We start from the raw sequence: 18,370 nt of genomic DNA on the forward strand, positions 1-18,370 counted from the left end.
CGCCGGGTCAGTACAGCGCGTTGGCGAGGTTGCGCCGTCCGGCGGCAACCTCGGGATCGGTCGGGTCGAAGAGCTCGAACAGCTCGACCAGCCGGGTGCGCACCAGGGTGCGGTCGTCCCCGGATGTGCTGCGCACCAAGGCGATCAGGCGATCGAAGGCGGGACCGACATCCTGATTGAGGATCTGTACGTCGGCCGCCGCCAGGGCGGCCTGGATGTCACCGGGCGCGGCGTCGGCGACGGCGACGGCATCCGGGCGTTGCGCGGTTGCGCGCGTGAGGAAGTCGATTTGGCGAATCGCACCCTTGGCTTCGGCGCTGGCCGGGTTGGCGTCCAGGATCGACTGGTACGACGCCTTGGCCGCCTCGAAGTCGCCGTCCTCCAGCTGTTGGCGCGCCGCGGCCAGCTCGGGGTCGACCTCCTCGGCCTCGCCGGATCCCGTTGCGCCCTTGAGCTTTCCGGCGGTCGCCGAGAGGATCTGATCCAACCAGCCACGCAACTGCTCGGCCGGCTGCATTCCCTGGAAACTCGATATCGGCTGACCCGCGGCCAGCGCCACCACGGTCGGGACCGCGTCGACACCGAAGATCTGCGCGACCCTGGGCGCGACGTCGACGTTGACCGTCGTCAACGACCACTTGCCGTTGTCCTGGGCGGCCAGGCCGGCGAAGGTGTCGAGCAGCTGCACGCACGCGTCGCTGCGCGGTGACCACAGCAGCACGACGACGGGCACTTCCTCGGACCGCAGCAGCACCTCGGCCTCGAAGTTGGCCTCGGTGACGGCAATGATTCCGGCGTCACCCCCGGCCGCCGACGGCGCGGACGCTCCGGGAGGGCCCGCGGGCTGGGGCCGCTGCTTGAGAGCCGAGAGGTCGACCGCACCAGCCAGGGCGGGGCCAATAGAAGGTCGCGGACGTGTCACGCCGTCAAGTTTGTCATGCGGATGGGCTACCCATCCACCCGGTCGAGACGGCGCTCAGGCGGCGCCGCCACGGGGTGGAAAAGCCCGCCGAAAGGGGCCGTGAACGGCAAATATGACGAAGATCACAATTCGACATCGGCGCGTCGCGCCAGCAACGTCGGACGGAAGCCCGAACTCCCGCTAACCCGCGCGCAGGATCAGGGCGTCGCCCTGGCCGCCGGCCCCGCACAGCGCCGCCACCGCGTATCCGGAGCCGCGTCGCGACAACTCCAGGGCGGCGTGCAGCGTGATCCGCGCCCCCGACATCCCGATGGGGTGGCCGACGGCGATCGCGCCGCCGTTGACGTTGACCAGGTCTGGGTTCACGCCCAGCTCCCGGGTCGAGGCCAGCGCCACCGCGGAAAACGCCTCGTTGATCTCGATGACGTCGAGCTGGTCGACGGAGATGCCCTCCCGGCCGAGCGCCTTCTTGATCGCGTTCGCCGGCTGCGACTGCAGGGTGGAGTCCGGTCCGGCCACCACGCCGTGGGCGCCGATCTCGGCCAGCCAGGTCAGCCCCATTTCCTGGGCCTTGGCCTTGCTCATCACCACGACGGCGGCCGCGCCGTCGGAGATCTGGGAGGCCGAACCGGCGGTGATGGTGCCGTCGCGGCGGAACGCCGGCTTGAGGCCGGCCAGCGACTCGGCGGTGGTGTTGGCCCGGATGCCCTCGTCCTCGGTGAACTGCAGCGGATCACCCTTGCGCTGCGGGATGTTGACGGGCACGACCTCGTCGGTGAAGACGCCGTCCTTCCAGGCCGCGGCAGCCTTCTGGTGGGACCGCGCAGCGAACTCGTCCTGCTCGGCCCGGGTGAATTTGTCGACGTCGTTGCGCTGCTCGGTGAGCGCGCCCATCGGCTGGTCGGTGAACACGTCGTGCAGGCCGTCGTAGGCCATGTGGTCCAGCACCGTCACGTCGCCGTACTTGTAGCCCGAGCGGCTGTCCATCAGCAGGTGCGGCGCCTTGGTCATGGACTCCTGGCCGCCGGCCACCACCACATCGAATTCGCCCGCGCGAATGAGCTGGTCAGCCAGCGCGATGGAGTCGATGCCGGACAGGCACATCTTGTTGATCGTCAGCGCCGGAACGTCCCATCCGATGCCGGCCGCGACGGCCGCCTGGCGCGCCGGCATCTGGCCGGCCCCGGCGGTCAGGACCTGGCCCATGATCACGTAGTCGACCGCGGCCGCCGGGACTTCGGCCTTTTCCAGGGCGGCCTTGATCGCGATGGCCCCCAGATCGCTGGCGGAAAAATCCTTCAGCGAACCCATCAGCTTGCCGATGGGGGTCCGTGCTCCAGCAACGATCACCGACGTCGTCATGACTATCTCCTAACCCTGCGCCGACGGCCGGTTCGGCCTCCCGGGGAAGCGCAATCTTTGCCGCCAGGTTACCGTTATGTGATGACGACCGATCAAGTTGACGCCCGTCAGATCCTGGCCACCTCACTGGTGACGGCGATCGATCACGTCGGCATCGCAGTCGCCGACCTGGACGCCGCCATCGCCTGGTACCACGACACCCTCGGCATGATCCTGGTGCACGAGGAAGTCAACGAGGAGCAGGGAATCCGCGAAGCCATGCTGGCCGTGCGCGGCGCCCCGGCGGGCACGGCGCAGATCCAGTTGATGGCCCCGATCGACGAGTCCTCGACGATCGCGAAGTTCCTCGACAAGCGCGGTCCGGGCATCCAGCAGATGGCCGTTCGGGTGAGTGACCTCGACGCGTTGGTCGAGCAACTCCGCGAGCAGGGCGTGCGCCTGATCTACGACGCACCCCGTCGCGGCACGGCAAACTCGCGGATCAACTTCATCCACCCCAAAGACGGCGGCGGAGTTCTGATCGAACTCGTCGAACCGGCCGCCTGAGCCTCGGTATTCACGACCACCTCCTGGTGGGACCGCGGGTAGCGCGGTGCGCCCAGCACGGCGTGTGCCAATGCCGGCGATCCTCGACCTGACCGGGGCCTCCCCCGGGCGTCGAATCGATCGGCCACACCACCAGATGTGCTGAGCCGGAGCGTATTTCGTGATCGCAACCGGGGCACCGATACGTCTTGACCGCGCGGGCCGCCGGGACGGCACGGACTTCATACTCGTGACCGTCGGGCCCGAGCTCCACCCGGCGTAGTGGCGGCGGCGCCAACGGCCGCTGCCGGCGTGGCGGGGTACGGCGCCGAGCCATGCGATCAGTGTAGTGGCGGACCGTCAGAACAGCCGGTATTCGTCGCTGTCCATACCCCGCATCTTGTCATAATCCAATGTCAGACAACGGATCCCGCGATCGATCGCCAGTGTGCGGGCCTGCGGTTTGATCTGCTGAGCGGCGAACACGCCTTTTACCGGCGCGAGCACGGTGTCGCGGTTGAGCAGCTCCAGGTACCGGGTGAGCTGCTCGACGCCGTCGATCTCACCGCGCCGCTTGATCTCCACCGCCACCGACCCACCTCGTTCGTCGCGGCAGAGCAGATCGACGGGCCCGATGGCGGTCATGTACTCGCGGCGAACCAGCGTGTATCCCTCACCCAGCAGTTGCACGTGCTCGGCGAGCAGCGCCTGCAGGTGCGCCTCGACGCCGTCCTTGACCAGCCCGGGATCGACACCGAGCTCGTGGCTGGAGTCGTGTTCGATCTCCTCGACGGTGATGCGCAGCTGTTCGCCGGCTTTGTTCTCGACCACCCACACCGGGGACCCGTCGCCGGGCTCCTCGGTCAACCAGCAGGGCGGGCTCATCCAGTTCAGCGGCTTGTAGGCGCGGTCGTCGGCGTGCACACTGACCGATCCATCCGCCTTGAACAGCAGCAACCTGCGGGCGGACGGCAGATGCGCGGTGAGCCTGCCGACGTAGTCAACGGTGCATTGAGCGATCACTAGACGCACCCGACTCACCTTAGAGCGTGGCCGACAACATAGGCTGACGCCACCATGTCGCCCAACCAGTCCGTGGCGCAGCGAATAGGCCGGGTGCTCGAGCGGGTGACCCGCCAGAGTGGCCGTCTACCAGAGACGCCCGCGTACGGGTCGCTGCTGCTGGGACGGGTCTCCGAAAGCCAGGGCCGGCGCCGGATTCGGATCCAGATCATCATGACGGTTCTGGTGCTGGGAGCGAACCTGCTCGGAATCGGCGCGGGTCTGATCCTGGTCATCGTCGCCATCCCGGTACCGAGCATCTTCGACGACGCGCCGGCGTGGCTCACCTTCGGGGTCGCACCGGCCTACATCGTCCTGGCGCTCACGGTGGGCACCGTCTGGATCACCCGCCGGACCGTCCTGGCGTTGCGCTGGGCGATCGAGGAGCGCACGCCGACGCCCGAGGATGAACGCAATACGTTCATCGCCCCGTGGCGGATCGCGCTGGTCGACCTCGTCTTGTGGGGCACCGGCGCGTTGCTGTATACGGTGCTCTACGGCCTGGTCAATACGATGTTCATCCCCCGCTTCCTGGTCGGGGTGAGCTTCTGCGGCGTGCTGGTGGCCACCGGCAGTTACCTGCTCGCCGAGTTGTCTTTGCGTCCGGTGGCGGCTCAGGCGCTCGAGGCCGGGCCGCCGCCGCGGCGGCTGGCGGCGGGAATCATGGGCCGGACCATGATGGTGTGGTTCCTCGGTTCGGGGGTGCCCATCATCGGCATCGCACTCCTGACGCTGTTCGAGATCTGGCTGCGCAATCTGACCCAGACCCAGTTCGCGGTCGGCGTGCTGATCGTGTCGTCGGCCGCGCTGATTTTCGGCTGCATGCTGATGTGGATCCTGGCCTGGCTGACCGCGACGCCGGTGCGGGTGGTGCGGGCGGCGCTGCAGCGGGTCGAGGAGGGCGACCTGCGCGGCGACCTGGTGGTGTTCGACGGCACCGAACTCGGCGAGCTGCAACGGGGTTTCAACGCGATGGTCGACGGCCTGCGCGAGCGCGAACGGGTGCGCGACCTTTTCGGTCGCCACGTCGGCCGCGAGGTGGCGCTGGCCGCCGAACGCGAGATGCCGAAGCTGGGCGGCGAGGAACGCCATGTGGCGGTCGTCTTTATCGACATCGTCGGCTCCACGCAATTGGTGACCAACAGACCCCCGGCCGAAGTCGTCAGTGTGCTCAACCAGTTCTTCGCCATCGTCGTCGAGGAAGTGGATCGACATCACGGACTGGTCAACAAGTTCGAAGGCGACGCGTCCCTGGCGATCTTCGGCGCGCCGAACCGACTTGATTCTCCCGAGGACGAGGCGCTGGCCGCCGCCCGCTGCATCACCGGCCGACTGGCCAACGAGATGTCCGAACTCTCGGCCGGCATCGGCGTGGCGGCGGGTCAAGCCGTCGCCGGAAACGTCGGTGCCAGGGAACGTTTCGAGTACACCGTGATCGGCGAACCGGTCAACGAGGCGGCCCGGCTGTGCGAGCTGGCCAAGTCGCATTCCAGCCGGCTGCTCGCGACGGCCGACGCCGTCGAGCGTGCGAGCGAAAACGAGCGGGAGCGTTGGTCTTTGGGCGACACCGTGACCCTGCGCGGCCATGAGCGTCCCACTCGCCTGGCGTCGCCGGTCGACCAGCTGACGCGATGATTGATAACGATTCGAAATGGGTACAGCGACAAAGAAGTTGACCCCTGAAGAGATTGGCTTTGACATGACCGGTAGTGGAACTGCCCGCCGTGTTTCGATCGCCGCGGGAATCGCCGCGGCGATTGCCTTGAGTTCGTTGTCCGCGGGATGCTCGAGCAACAACAACAACAAGAGCCCCAGCACCTCGACCGTCACCACCACCGTCACGACGCCGGCGAGCGTCACGACCACAGCGCCGACGGCACCGGGTACCGGTGGCCCGGGCGGCGGTGGACCCGGCGTCGGGCCGGGTGGCGCCACCACCGCCGGGCCTGGCGGTTCGGGTGCAGGCGCCGGACCGGGTGGGGCCAGCGCGGGCGTGCCGGGCGCCGGGGCTTCCGCGGGACCGGGCGGCGCGGGTGCGTGCGCCGGCGGCGTGTGTGTCGGCACGCCTCCCGGCTGATTCGGGGCCGCGCAGCCGGCGGGTTACCGAGCGGTGGCCATCGACCTCGCGAGGCCGTCGGCGCGGGATCCGTTCTCCCGCACCAATAGCGCGACCAGAAGCGTGCCGGCTATGAGCAGGCCGCCGACAAACCACGCCGTGGCCGGCCAGCCGCCGACCGCGTAGACGAGGCCGCCCAGCGCGCCGGCCACCGACCCGCCCAGGTAGTAACTGAACAGGTACAGCGCGGAGGCCTCGGCGCGGTCTCGGTGCGCGACCGCGCCGACCCAGCCGCTGGCAACGGTGTGCGCGGCGAAGAACCCACCGGTGAACACGCCCACACCGATGACGATTACGACCAGTGCATGCGGGACGGTGAGCAGCAGGCCGGTCACGGTGATCGGCAACGCGGCGCCCAGCACGAACCGGCGCCCCCTGCGGTCCGCGAGCCGCCCCGCCACGACCGATGTCCAGGTGCCGACGAGGTACAGGACGAATAGCAGTCCGGCCACCGAGGATGCCAATCCGAAGGGCTGCGCGGTCAGTCGGTAGCCGAGGTAGTTGTAGACCGTGACGAATCCGCCCATCAGCACCGAGCCCAGCGCAAAGAGCTTCAGTAACACGGGGTTTCGTGCATGGGCGGTAAGGTTGCCGATCGCGGCCCGCGCACTCGCCGCCTTCGGGGTGAAGAATTGTGACCTCGGTACCAGCAGGGCGAACACCGCCGTGCCGGCCAGTGTCGTCGCGGAGGACGCCAACAGCGCCACCCGCCAATTGCTGACGTCGACGACCAGCGACGGCACGATCCGCCCGACCAGCCCTCCCACCGTGGTGCCGGCGACGTAGCGGCCCATTGCCGAGCCGAGCGACGAGGCGTGCACCTCCTCGGCGAGGAAGGCCATCGCGACCGCGGGTATCCCGGCGAGCGCGACCCCATGCAGCGCGCGTCCCGCGAGCAGCACGCCGAGCGTGGGGCTCCACGGCAGCAGCATCCCGATGACGCTGGACGCTATCCCCGAGGCGAGCATCACGGTGGTGCGCCCGTACCGCTCGGAAAGGACGCTCGCGGGAATGATCGACAGCGCCAACATCCCTGTCGTCAGCGAGACCGTCAACGCCGCGGTGGCCGGCGTGATGCGATAGCTCGCCGACAACGCCGGCAACAGGGCCTGCGTGCAGTACATCGCGGCGAAACTGGCCAGGCCGGCGCCGTACAGCGCGGCGGTGATCCGCCGGTATCCCTTGGTTCCGGCTTGATGCGCGACGACGGCCTGAGGCATAGCAATGATGCTTCGTGCCGCGGCGCCGAAAAGGAAATGAATTATTTCTCGATTTATGATGCACTTAACACATAAGCAGAGGTGACGGATGGCGGACGGCGACTACGAGTGGTTCATCACACTCGCTGAGCTGCAGCACGTCACATCGGCGGCCGAGCAGCTTCACGTCGCACAGCCGACGTTGACCCGGATGCTGGCGCGCCTCGAACAGCGGGTGGGAGTGTCGCTGTTCGATCGGCACGGCAGGAGGCTTGCCCTCAACACCTACGGCCGGATCTTCTACGAGCACGCCCGGCGGGCCCAGCTGGAGCTCGACGCGGCCAGGCGTGCGATCGATGACCTGACGAATCCGGCCGTCAGCGAGATCCGATTGGCATTCCTGAGTTCGTTCGGGTCGACCGTGGTGCCGCGCTTGATCGCGACGTTCGGAAAGTCGTCGCCGCGAGTGACCTTCACGCTCGAGGAGGGGGCCGCCGAATCGATCGGCGATCGCGTGCAGTCCGGCGCCGTCGACATCGGGGTGGTGTCTCCGCGGCCGCGCAAGCGAACTCTGGCCTGGCGCAGCCTGTTTCGTCAGCGCCTCGGCGTAGCCGTCCCAGCAGACCACCGGCTTTCGGGCGCTGCGGCGATCTCCATGACCGATCTCGCCGACGAACCGTTCGTGAGCATGCACCCGGGATTCGGCATGCGCCGACTGCTCGACGAGCTCTGCGCCGCCGCGCAATTCCGGCCCCGGATCGGTTTGGAAGCACCGAATCTCACGACGGTCGCGGGCCTGGTGGCCGCCGGGCTGGGCGTCAGCCTGGTGCCCATCGACGGCAGCGAGTACGCGCCGGGCGTGCGTGTGCTGCGGCTGGCCGACGCCGACGCCTACCGCGATGTCGGGCTGATCTGGGATTCCGGTCGACCGCTGTCCCGCTCGGCGCGGGACTTCGTCGCGGCCGCCGCGGCCGTGTAGCACCACGAGGTGCGGCCCGCGACGCGAGGTCGTGACCGCGGCTATCGGCTCAGACGGCGATCTGGTGATGGCGGGTCTGGTTGCCCCCACACCGCTTCGCTTCGTACATCGCGGTGTCGGCGTGGGCGACTAGCTGGTGAAACGCGTGCTCGGCATATTCCGAGACCACGTTGCCCAGCGCCAGGGTGGCGATTCCGACGCTGGCGGTCACCGCCGCGTTGACCGCGGCCACGGCGTCGCAGAGCTGCCGGCCCCAGGACGGCAGCTGTTCGGTCGTCACGATGTCGGCGACCAGGAACTCTTCCCCGCCCACCCGGCCGACGATGGAGGTCTCGCCGCACGCGGCGGTCAGGGTGCCGGCCACCGCGATGAGCGCCTCGTCGCCGGCGGCGTGCCCCCGGGTGTCGTTGAGCTCTTTGAAGCGGTCCAGGTCAAGCATGGCGACCGCCAGGTGCATGTGATGGGCGCCGGCGAGCATCCGGCCGACGATCGCGCGATCGCACGCCCTGCGGTTAAGCAGCCCGGTCAGCGGGTCGCGGTTGGCGCGCAGCAGGTCGAGCCACAGGGCCCGTACCACGACCTGGATGGCCAGCGGAACGACGACATTGAGTTCCAGCACCAGGAAGTAACCGGTGAACGCCAGCAACGCCTGCCCGGTAGCGGCCAGGCGCACCGCCTGCCAGGCCGCGATCGCGCTGGCCATGAAGAAGTTCAGCACCATCAGCCTGGCCGTATGGAAGAACGCGATGTAACCGCCCGTCACCGCCATCGCCGAGCACGACATCAGGCCGATGAGCGGCTGGGGCTGCCACAGGCAACCGGCGCCGATGGATACGGCGCCGGTCATGATGTAGAACACGGACTGGCGCCGGGTGGGCCACCCGCTCAACCACAGCGCCGCCATGCACAACCCGAGGACGGCGGCGACGACCGAAACCGTCAGCGCCACACGCGGGTACAGCGGGGTGGGCCCATACACCACGTTGACTGGCACCAGCACCAGGGAAGCCGCCACCACGGCCAGAACCCTGCGGGTGCTGGTGCTCAGCCCGTGGGCCTGCAAATAGCCTGTCAGCCAATCGAAATGGTCGTCTTGGCCCCACCAAGTCGCCAACCACGTCATCCGCTCGCCTTTCCCCGAACTCGCTCACCCCGTCGAGTCACACCACCAGAGTCAGTGAGCCGGATCACAGTAAATACCATCGGGGACGGCAAAATCTCGAATCGACCAGAAAAGGGCACGCGATGGCGAGCCTCCCCGGGGGCCGTTCGCCGCCTCAGGCCCATCCCACGACGATGTCGCTTTTCCGCCAGTTTTGTCGGTGGGCGGGTGTAAGTCTGGAACCGTGCACGACGACTTCGAACGCTGTTACCGCGCCGTCCAGTCCAAGGATGCGCGGTTCGACGGCTGGTTCGTCACGGCGGTGCTGACCACCCGCATCTACTGCCGGCCCAGCTGCCCGGTGCGGCCACCGTTCGCCCGCAACGTGCGGTTTTACCCGACGGCGGCCGCCGCTCAGCGTGCCGGCTTCAGGGCCTGCAAGCGGTGCCGCCCCGACGCGTCCCCGGGGTCTCCGGAATGGAACGTGCGCGGCGACGTCGTGGCGCGGACGATGCGCCTGATCGCCGACGGGACCGTCGACCGGGAAGGTGTGGGTGGTCTGGCCGCCCGCCTCGGTTACACGACCCGGCAGCTGGAGCGGCTGTTACAGGCCGAGGTGGGTGCCGGCCCGCTCGCACTGGCCCGCGCGCAACGGGCACAGACCGCCCGGGTGTTGATCGAGACCACGGACCTGCCCTTCGGCGACGTCGCATTCGCCGCCGGCTTTTCCAGCATCCGCCAGTTCAACGACACCGTTCGCGCGGTCTTCGAGAACACACCGAGCGCGCTGCGGCAGCGCGCCGCGACACGTTCCGCATCAACCCCGAATTCGCCTGGCACCGTGTGCCTTCGGCTCCCGGTGCGCACGCCGTTCGGCTACGCCGGCGTGTTCGGTCACCTGGCGGCGGGCACCGTGCCCGGTTGCGAGGAGATCCGCGACGGCGCGTACCGGCGCACTCTGCGCCTCCCGTTCGGCAATGCGATCGTCAGCCTGACCCCCGCCGTCGATCACGTCCGGTGCGTGCTCGTCCTGGACGACTTCCGCGACCTGACAACGGCTATCGCGCGCTGCCGGAGGCTGCTGGACCTCGATGCCGATCCGGAAGCGGTGGACGAAGCGCTGAGCCGGGACGCGGAGTTCTGCGCCGTCGTGGCCAAGGCACCGGGGCAGCGGATTCCCCGCACCGTCGACGAGGCCGAACTCGCGGTGCGCGCGGTGCTCGGCCAGCAGGTGTCGACGAAGGCGGCGAGCACCCACGCCGGCCGCCTGGTCGCCGCCTATGGCCGGCCGATCAACGACCCCGGGGGGACGTTGACGCACACCTTCCCGTCCGTCGAGCAGCTCGCGGACATCGACCCGGTCCATCTGGCGGTGCCCAGGTCCCGGCAGCGGACGCTGAGCGCTCTGGTCGGCGCCCTCGCCGACGGCAGTGTCGTGCTGAGCGCCGGCTGCGACTGGGGAAGCGCCCGAACGCAATTACTCGCGTTGCCCGGCGTGGGCCCCTGGACCGCGGAGGTGATCGCGATGCGCGGCCTCGGCGATCCCGACGCGTTCCCCGCCAGCGATCTGGGCCTGCGCCTGGCCGCCGAGCAGCTGGGCCTGCCGTCCGACGAGCGCTCCCTCATCGCGCGCAGTGCGCAGTGGCGACCCTGGCGTTCCTATGCCACCCAATACCTTTGGACCACGCTCGAGCATCCGGTAAACCAATGGCCGCCACAGGAGGTCGCATGATCCGCGCCGGCGACGATTGCCAGCGAAGCGAAAAGGGGTGGCGCACATGATCGAGTACCGCACCATCGACAGCCCGATCGGGCTGCTGACCCTGGCCGGTCACGGCTCGGTGCTGACGAATCTGCGAATGGTCGACCAGACCTACGAACCGAGCCGCAGCGATTGGTCGCCGAACCCGCGGGCCTTCGGCGAGGCCGTCGAACAACTCGGCGCATATTTCGCCGGCGAGCTGACCGATTTCGATGTCGAGCTCGACCTGCGCGGCACCGCGTTTCAGCGCCGAGTGTGGCGGGCACTGCTGACCATTCCGTATGGCGAAACCCGCTCGTACGGTGAAATCGCCGAGCAGATCGCGGCACCGGGCGCCGCCCGCGCCGTGGGGTTGGCCAACGGCCACAATCCGATCGCCATCGTCGTTCCCTGCCATCGCGTCATCGGGGCCAACGGAAGCCTCACCGGGTTCGGCGGCGGGCTCGGCCGAAAGCGCACATTGCTCGAATTGGAAAAACAACGGGAGAATTTGACGCTATTCGATTAATTGCGAATGCAAAAACACCCCCGTTGCCGGGGGTGTTTTTGTGTATGTTCGGCGGTGTCCTACTTTTCCACCCGTATGGGCAGTATCATCGGCGCTGACAGGCTTAGCTTCCGGGTTCGGAATGGGACCGGGCGTTTCCCTGTCGCTGTGGCCGCCGTAACTCTATTTAAATTTGTTTGGTGGGGGGTGTGGCGTTCGCAGCATTACTGCCGTGAACTGGACTGTGGTTGCGAGTGTGTGTTGGTAAGTTTTCGGCCGGTTAGTGCCAGTTCCCTGCACCCATTACTGGGCTTCCAGGTCTGGCCTATCGAACCCGTAGTCTGCGGGGGGCCTTATCCCTCTAAAAGGGTGAGAAACCTGATCTTGGAGAAGGTTTCCCGCTTAGATGCTTTCAGCGGTTATCCTGTCCGAACGTGGCTATCCAGCCGTGCCCCTGGTGGGACAACTGGTATACCAGAGGTTCGTCCGTCCCGGTCCTCTCGTACTAGGGACAGGTTTCCTCAAGTTTCTGACGCGCGCGGCGGATAGAGACCGAACTGTCTCACGACGTTCTAAACCCAGCTCGCGTGCCGCTTTAATGGGCGAACAGCCCAACCCTTGGGACCTGCTCCAGCCCCAGGATGCGACGAGCCGACATCGAGGTGCCAAACCATCCCGTCGATATGGACTCTTGGGGAAGATCAGCCTGTTATCCCCGGGGTACCTTTTATCCGTTGAGCGACACCCCTTCCACTCAGAGGTGCCGGATCACTAGTCCCGACTTTCGTCCCTGCTTGACTTGTAAGTCTCGCAGTCAAGCTCCCTTGTGCACTTACACTCAACACCTGATTGCCGTCCAGGTTGAGGGAACCTTTGGGCGCCTCCGTTACATTTTAGGAGGCAACCGCCCCAGTTAAACTACCCGCCAGGCACTGTCCGTGAACCCGATAAGGGTTCGACGTTAGGTGTCCAATACGATCAGAGTGGTATTTCAACAACGACTCCATACAAACTGGCGTCTGTACTTCAAAGTCTCCCACCTATCCTACACAAACCGTACCGAACACCAATACCAAGTTGTAGTGAAGGTCCCGGGGTCTTTTCGTCCTGCCGCGCGTAACGAGCATCTTTACTCGTAGTGCAATTTCGCCGAGTCTATGGTTGAGACAGTTGGGAAGTCGTTACGCCATTCGTGCAGGTCGGAACTTACCCGACAAGGAATTTCGCTACCTTAGGATGGTTATAGTTACCACCGCCGTTTACTGGGGCTTAAATTCTCCGCTTCACCTTACGGTTAACGGGTCCTCTTAACCTTCCAGCACCGGGCAGGCGTCAGTCCGTATACATCGTCTTGCGACTTCGCACGGACCTGTGTTTTTAGTAAACAGTCGCTACCCACTGGTTTCTGCGGCCGAATCCCGCTCCCACCGCAAGGGTGTTCACGGTATTCCGGCCCCCCTTCTCCCGAAGTTACGGGGGCATTTTGCCGAGTTCCTTAACCATAGTTATCTCGTACGCCTTGGTATTCTCTACCTGACCACCTGTGTTGGTTTGGGGTACGGGCCGTGTATGTGCTCGCTAGAGGCTTTTCTTGGCAGCAGAGGATCACCGAATTCGCCTCAATCGGCTATGCATCACCTCTCGGGATTAATGAGCGACGGATTTGCCTATCGCTCTCCCTACGGGCTTGCCCCAGTATTACCACTGACTGGTACGGCTACCTTCCTGCGTCACCCCATCGCTTGACTACTACCAGCGAAGGTCCCACGCAGCCCCGAAACTCCATGCCCCCGAAGGGGAATGGTCGATCCGGTTTTGGGTGGTTAGTACCGCTGATTCATCAGGGACGCCTATACACGGGTACGGGAATATCAACCCGTTGTCCATCGACTACGCCTGTCGGCCTCGCCTTAGGTCCCGACTCACCCTGGGCGGACTGGCCTGGCCCAGGAACCCTTGGTCTTACGGCGGGCAAGGTTCTCACTTGCCTTATCGCTACTCATGCCTGCATTCTCACTCCCCCATCCTCCACCACCGGTTACCCGGAGGCTTCGCTGAATGAGGGACGCTCCCCTACCCACATCCACGTAAACGTGAATGTGCCGCGGCTTCGGCGGTGTGCTTGAGCCCCGCTACATTATCGGCGCATAATCACTTGACCAGTGAGCTATTACGCACTCTTTCAAGGGTGGCTGCTTCTAAGCCAACCTCCTGGTTGTCTCTGCGACTACACATCCTTTTCCACTTAGCACACGCTTAGGGGCCTTAGCCGGCGATCTGGGCTGTTTCCCTTTCGACGTACGGAGCTTATCCCCCGCCGTCTCACTGCCACGCTTTACACCACGGCATTCGGAGTTTGGCTGACGTCAGTAACCTAGTAGGGCCCATCGGCCATCCAGTAGCTCTACCTCCGTGGTGAACCACGCAACGCTGCACCTAAATGCATTTCGGGGAGAACCAGCTATCACGGAGTTTGATTGGCCTTTCACCCCTACCCACAGCTCATCCCCTCAGTCTTCAACCTAAGTGGGTTCGGGCCTCCACGCGGTCTTACCCGCGCTTCACCCTGGCCATGGGTAGATCACTCCGCTTCGGGTCCAGAACACGCCACTACACCCCAAAGGGGATGCGCCCTATTCAGACTCGCTTTCGCTGCGGCTACCCCGCACGGGTTAACCTCGCGACGTGTCCCTGACTCGCAGGCTCATTCTTCAAAAGGCACGCCATCACCCCACGAAGAGGCTTTGACGGATTGTAGGCACACGGTTTCAGGTACTATTTCACTCCCCTCCCGGGGTACTTTTCACCATTCCCTCACGGTACTAATCCGCTATCGGTCATCGAGAAGTATTTAGGCTTACCGGGTGGTCCCGGCAGATTCACAGCAGATTCCACGGGCCCGCTGCTACTCGGGAGTTGATACAAGGTAGGTGACGGGTTTTCGCGTACCGGGCTCTCACCGTCTACGGCAGGCCATCCCAGGCCACTTCTGCTAACCACGACACTTTCTGACTACCCCTCAGCCAGGTAGAGCTGAGACATATCAATCCCACAACACCGCGCACACAACCCCTACCCGGTTATACATGCGCGCGGTTTAGCCTGTTCCGCGTTCGCTCGCCACTACTGACGGAATCACAATTGTTTTCTTCTCCTACGGGTACTGAGATGTTTCACTTCCCCGCGTTACCTCCCGCACCCTATATATTCAGATACGGGTAACACGACATCACTCGTGCTGGGTTTCCCCATTCGGAAATCCTCGGATCAATGCTCGGTTGACAGCTCCCCGAGGCATATCGCAGCCTCCCACGTCCTTCATCGGCTCTCGATGCCAAGGCATCCACCATGCGCCCTTAAACACTTACTTACACACAAAAACCAAAGAAGAAATTACACATTTCGATGAACACGCCGGCCATGAAGACCACGCGTTCATCTAGATGCTCGCAACCACTATCCAATACTCAAACACCACACCCCACCACCAAGATGGAGGGACTCCACACGGTTCGACCGAGTGTTGTCTCAGGGCCCAATAGTGTGTCTGGCAATCATTTGCTGTTGTGCACCCGGCTTTCGTCCACTACAGACGAGAACCCCTCACGGCTCGCACTTCACCAATTGAAGTGCTTTTCGTGGTGCTCCTTAGAAAGGAGGTGATCCAGCCGCACCTTCCGGTACGGCTACCTTGTTACGACTTCGTCCCAATCGCCGATCCCACCTTCGACAGCTCCCTCCAAAAGGTTAGGCCACTGGCTTCGGGTGTTACCGACTTTCATGACGTGACGGGCGGTGTGTACAAGGCCCGGGAACGTATTCACCGCAGCGTTGCTGATCTGCGATTACTAGCGACTCCGACTTCATGGGGTCGAGTTGCAGACCCCAATCCGAACTGAGACCGGCTTTAAAAGGATTCGCTTAACCTTACGGCATCGCAGCCCTTTGTACCGGCCATTGTAGCATGTGTGAAGCCCTGGACATAAGGGGCATGATGACTTGACGTCATCCCCACCTTCCTCCGAGTTGACCCCGGCAGTCTCTCACGAGTCCCCGGCATTACCCGCTGGCAACATGAGACAAGGGTTGCGCTCGTTGCGGGACTTAACCCAACATCTCACGACACGAGCTGACGACAGCCATGCACCACCTGCACACAGGCCACAAGGGAACGCCTATCTCTAGACGCGTCCTGTGCATGTCAAACCCAGGTAAGGTTCTTCGCGTTGCATCGAATTAATCCACATGCTCCGCCGCTTGTGCGGGCCCCCGTCAATTCCTTTGAGTTTTAGCCTTGCGGCCGTACTCCCCAGGCGGGGTACTTAATGCGTTAGCTACGGCACGGATCCCAAGGAAGGAAACCCACACCTAGTACCCACCGTTTACGGCGTGGACTACCAGGGTATCTAATCCTGTTCGCTCCCCACGCTTTCGCTCCTCAGCGTCAGTTACTGCCCAGAGACCCGCCTTCGCCACCGGTGTTCCTCCTGATATCTGCGCATTCCACCGCTACACCAGGAATTCCAGTCTCCCCTGCAGTACTCTAGTCTGCCCGTATCGCCCGCACGCTCACAGTTAAGCCGTGAGATTTCACGAACAACGCGACAAACCACCTACGAGCTCTTTACGCCCAGTAATTCCGGACAACGCTCGCACCCTACGTATTACCGCGGCTGCTGGCACGTAGTTGGCCGGTGCTTCTTCTCCACCTACCGTCAATCCGAGAAAACCCGGACCTTCGTCGATGGTGAAAGAGGTTTACAACCCGAAGGCCGTCATCCCCCACGCGGCGTCGCTGCATCAGGCTTGCGCCCATTGTGCAATATTCCCCACTGCTGCCTCCCGTAGGAGTCTGGGCCGTATCTCAGTCCCAGTGTGGCCGGACACCCTCTCAGGCCGGCTACCCGTCGTCGCCTTGGTAGGCCATCACCCCACCAACAAGCTGATAGGCCGCGGGCCCATCCCACACCGCAAAAGCTTTCCACCAAAAGACATGCGTCTAAAGGTCCTATCCGGTATTAGACCCAGTTTCCCAGGCTTATCCCGAAGTGCAGGGCAGATTGCCCACGTGTTACTCACCCGTTCGCCACTCGAGTACCTCCGAAGAGGCCTTTCCGTTCGACTTGCATGTGTTAAGCACGCCGCCAGCGTTCGTCCTGAGCCAGGATCAAACTCTCCAAACAAAAACTCCTCGCAGAACGAGGTGAATTCAAATCAGAGATAATCTGACCTAACAAAAAGACACCAAAAACTGGCATCAAAATACGGCCATACCGACACACGGGGAGTGTTTAAGTATGGCCAAAAAACAACAACAAATAAAAAGACCAAACACACTATTGAGTTCTCAAACAACACTTGTTTCGCCCGTTTTGGGGCAACCCTGCCAGCTTAATACAGATCCGGCAGGTAAGTCAACTCCCAATTTTGATCTGCTAGAGACCGTGTCGGGAGCAGCCGTGCCAGGCTAGTACCAATCCAGCGAGGGAGTCAAGGCCCCGCTCTCGTCCACCTTCGCGTTGGTGACCGCGCTTGTGGGGCACTGACTTTGGTTACTGTACCCGCTCGATCTCCGCTCCCAAAATCGCCAGGTTTTCGACGAACAACGGGTAGCCGCGATCGATGTGGAAGACGTCGTGGACCTCGGTGTCTCCGTCGGCGACAAGCCCCGCCAGCACCAGGCCGGCACCGGCCCGAATGTCCGAACACCACACCGGTGCACTCGACAATTGCGGCAGCCCCCGAACGACGGCGTGATGCCCGTCGGTTCGGGCGTCGGCCCCGAGCCGGATCATTTCTTCGACGAAGCGGAAGCGCGCCTCGAATACGTTCTCGGTGATCATCGAGGTGCCGTCGGCGATCGAGGCCAGCGCGATCGCCATCGGCTGCAGGTCCGTCGGGAATCCGGGGAACGGCAGGGTCGCCACGTTGACCGCCTTCGGGCGCTCGTATTGCGCCACCCGGAAGCTGTCGTCGGTTTGGGTGACGGTGGCGCCGGCGTCGTGCAGCTTGTGCAACACCACCTGCAGGTGCGCCGGATCGATGCCCGTCACCGTGATGTCTCCGCGGGTTATCGCGGCGGCGATCCCCCAGGTGGCGGCGACGATGCGATCACCGATGACGCGGTGCTCGGTCGGGTGCAACTTAGGGACGCCCGTGATGGTCATCGTCGGCGAACCCGCGCCCTCGATCTGCGCGCCCATCTGGTTCAGCATCGTGCACAGATCCACGACGTCGGGTTCGCGGGCGGCGTTGTGGATGGTGGTCACGCCCTCGGCGACGACGGCGGCCATCAGGATGTTCTCGGTGGCTCCCACCGAGGGGAACTCCAGCTGAATCTCCGCCCCGCGCAACGTATCGGCCTGTGCCACCACGCATCCGTGCTCGATGTTGCACTGCGCGCCGAGTTGGCGCAGGCCGGCCTGATGCATGTCCAGCGGACGCGATCCGATCGCGTCGCCCCCCGGCAGCGCGACGCGGGCGCGCTTGCACCGGCCGACCAGCGGTCCCAGCACACACACCGACGCGCGGAACTGTCGCACCGCGGCGAAGTCGGCGTCGTACTTGGGCTCATCCGGAGAGGTGATCCGCGCGACGTCGCCGTCCAGTTCGACCGTTGCGCCCAGGCCGCGCAGCACCTCCGCCATCAGCGGCACGTCCAGGATGTCGGGGCAGTTGGTGATCGTGCTGGTGCCTTCGGCCAGCAGCGTCGCGGCCATCAGCTTGAGCACGCTGTTCTTCGCGCCCCCTACAGCGACTTCGCCTGACAAGCGGTTGCCGCCGGTCACCACGAATCGCTCAGCCACCCGCGTCAGTCTAGTGAAGCGGTATCTGCTTGTCAGTCGGCCGACCCA

The 18,370-nt window shown here is 64.5% G+C and carries 13 protein-coding genes and 3 rRNA genes; 6 read left to right on the top strand and 10 right to left on the bottom strand.

What is annotated here, in order from left to right; translation table 11 throughout:
- Positions 1 to 7: 7 nt before the first annotated feature.
- Together B9D87_RS12090 and B9D87_RS12095 are read right to left on the bottom strand one after the other, a co-directional pair.
- The gene (locus B9D87_RS12090; protein ID WP_007773911.1) at positions 8 to 922 is read right to left on the bottom strand and encodes a tetratricopeptide repeat protein; all 915 of its coding nucleotides are present in this window, start codon (positions 920 to 922) and stop codon (positions 8 to 10) included.
- A 180-nt stretch (positions 923 to 1,102) separates the two neighbouring features.
- Positions 1,103 to 2,284 (bottom strand): acetyl-CoA C-acetyltransferase, encoded by a 1,182-nt coding sequence (locus B9D87_RS12095; protein ID WP_007773909.1) that lies wholly within the window; start codon positions 2,282 to 2,284, stop codon positions 1,103 to 1,105.
- 78 nt (positions 2,285 to 2,362) lie between these two features.
- Here B9D87_RS12095 and mce point away from each other — a divergent pair, with 78 nt between their 5' ends.
- Complete coding sequence (gene mce, locus B9D87_RS12100) at positions 2,363 to 2,830, top strand: methylmalonyl-CoA epimerase (RefSeq protein WP_007773907.1); 468 nt, start codon at positions 2,363 to 2,365, stop codon at positions 2,828 to 2,830.
- Between the two features lie 10 nt (positions 2,831 to 2,840).
- On the opposite strand, the gene B9D87_RS12105 is transcribed toward mce, so the two are convergent.
- Positions 2,841 to 3,146 (bottom strand): Rv1322 family protein, encoded by a 306-nt coding sequence (locus B9D87_RS12105; RefSeq protein ID WP_077092664.1) that lies wholly within the window; start codon positions 3,144 to 3,146, stop codon positions 2,841 to 2,843.
- Between the two features lie 23 nt (positions 3,147 to 3,169).
- Complete coding sequence (gene nucS / locus B9D87_RS12110) at positions 3,170 to 3,841, bottom strand: endonuclease NucS (protein ID WP_007773905.1); 672 nt, start codon at positions 3,839 to 3,841, stop codon at positions 3,170 to 3,172.
- Between the two features lie 45 nt (positions 3,842 to 3,886).
- Between nucS and B9D87_RS12115 the strand changes: the two genes are divergently transcribed.
- On the top strand, positions 3,887 to 5,506 hold the full coding sequence (locus B9D87_RS12115; protein WP_007773904.1) for an adenylate/guanylate cyclase domain-containing protein: 1,620 nt from the start codon (positions 3,887 to 3,889) through the stop codon (positions 5,504 to 5,506).
- A 16-nt stretch (positions 5,507 to 5,522) separates the two neighbouring features.
- The gene (locus B9D87_RS26850) at positions 5,523 to 5,948 is read left to right on the top strand and encodes a hypothetical protein (protein WP_148664699.1); all 426 of its coding nucleotides are present in this window, start codon (positions 5,523 to 5,525) and stop codon (positions 5,946 to 5,948) included.
- A 23-nt stretch (positions 5,949 to 5,971) separates the two neighbouring features.
- Here B9D87_RS26850 and B9D87_RS12125 read toward each other — a convergent pair whose 3' ends face one another.
- The gene (locus B9D87_RS12125) at positions 5,972 to 7,207 is read right to left on the bottom strand and encodes an MFS transporter (protein ID WP_007773903.1); all 1,236 of its coding nucleotides are present in this window, start codon (positions 7,205 to 7,207) and stop codon (positions 5,972 to 5,974) included.
- An 88-nt stretch (positions 7,208 to 7,295) separates the two neighbouring features.
- Here B9D87_RS12125 and B9D87_RS12130 point away from each other — a divergent pair, with 88 nt between their 5' ends.
- Positions 7,296 to 8,165 (top strand): LysR family transcriptional regulator, encoded by an 870-nt coding sequence (locus B9D87_RS12130; protein ID WP_007773902.1) that lies wholly within the window; start codon positions 7,296 to 7,298, stop codon positions 8,163 to 8,165.
- Positions 8,166 to 8,214: 49 nt separating this feature from the next.
- On the opposite strand, the gene B9D87_RS12135 is transcribed toward B9D87_RS12130, so the two are convergent.
- Positions 8,215 to 9,288, bottom strand: a complete 1,074-nt coding sequence (locus B9D87_RS12135) for a GGDEF domain-containing protein (protein ID WP_007773901.1) — start codon at positions 9,286 to 9,288, stop codon at positions 8,215 to 8,217.
- A gap of 223 nt (positions 9,289 to 9,511) precedes the next feature.
- On the opposite strand from B9D87_RS12135, the gene B9D87_RS12145 reads away from it, so the two are divergent.
- Together B9D87_RS12145 and B9D87_RS12150 are read left to right on the top strand one after the other, a co-directional pair.
- Positions 9,512 to 10,999: a DNA-3-methyladenine glycosylase 2 family protein gene (locus B9D87_RS12145; protein ID WP_007773900.1), complete on the top strand. Its 1,488-nt coding sequence runs from the start codon at positions 9,512 to 9,514 to the stop codon at positions 10,997 to 10,999.
- A gap of 46 nt (positions 11,000 to 11,045) precedes the next feature.
- A complete protein-coding gene (locus tag B9D87_RS12150; RefSeq protein WP_007773899.1) occupies positions 11,046 to 11,537 on the top strand; it encodes a methylated-DNA--[protein]-cysteine S-methyltransferase in 492 nt (163 codons plus the stop codon).
- A 46-nt stretch (positions 11,538 to 11,583) separates the two neighbouring features.
- On the opposite strand, the gene rrf is transcribed toward B9D87_RS12150, so the two are convergent.
- The 4 genes from rrf to murA all read right to left on the bottom strand — a co-directional run bounded on the left by rrf (position 11,584) and on the right by murA (position 18,322).
- A 5S ribosomal RNA gene (rrf, locus tag B9D87_RS12155) occupies positions 11,584 to 11,696 on the bottom strand.
- A gap of 80 nt (positions 11,697 to 11,776) precedes the next feature.
- A 23S ribosomal RNA gene (locus tag B9D87_RS12160) occupies positions 11,777 to 14,886 on the bottom strand.
- 282 nt (positions 14,887 to 15,168) lie between these two features.
- Positions 15,169 to 16,699: ribosomal RNA gene (locus B9D87_RS12165) — 16S ribosomal RNA — on the bottom strand.
- The 16S, 23S and 5S rRNA genes sit together here, the layout of an rRNA operon.
- A gap of 369 nt (positions 16,700 to 17,068) precedes the next feature.
- The gene (gene murA, locus B9D87_RS12170) at positions 17,069 to 18,322 is read right to left on the bottom strand and encodes a UDP-N-acetylglucosamine 1-carboxyvinyltransferase (protein ID WP_007773898.1); all 1,254 of its coding nucleotides are present in this window, start codon (positions 18,320 to 18,322) and stop codon (positions 17,069 to 17,071) included.
- Positions 18,323 to 18,370 lie beyond the last annotated feature (48 nt).

Source organism: Mycobacterium colombiense CECT 3035, assembly GCF_002105755.1.
Classification (GTDB): Bacteria; Actinomycetota; Actinomycetes; order Mycobacteriales; family Mycobacteriaceae; genus Mycobacterium; species Mycobacterium colombiense.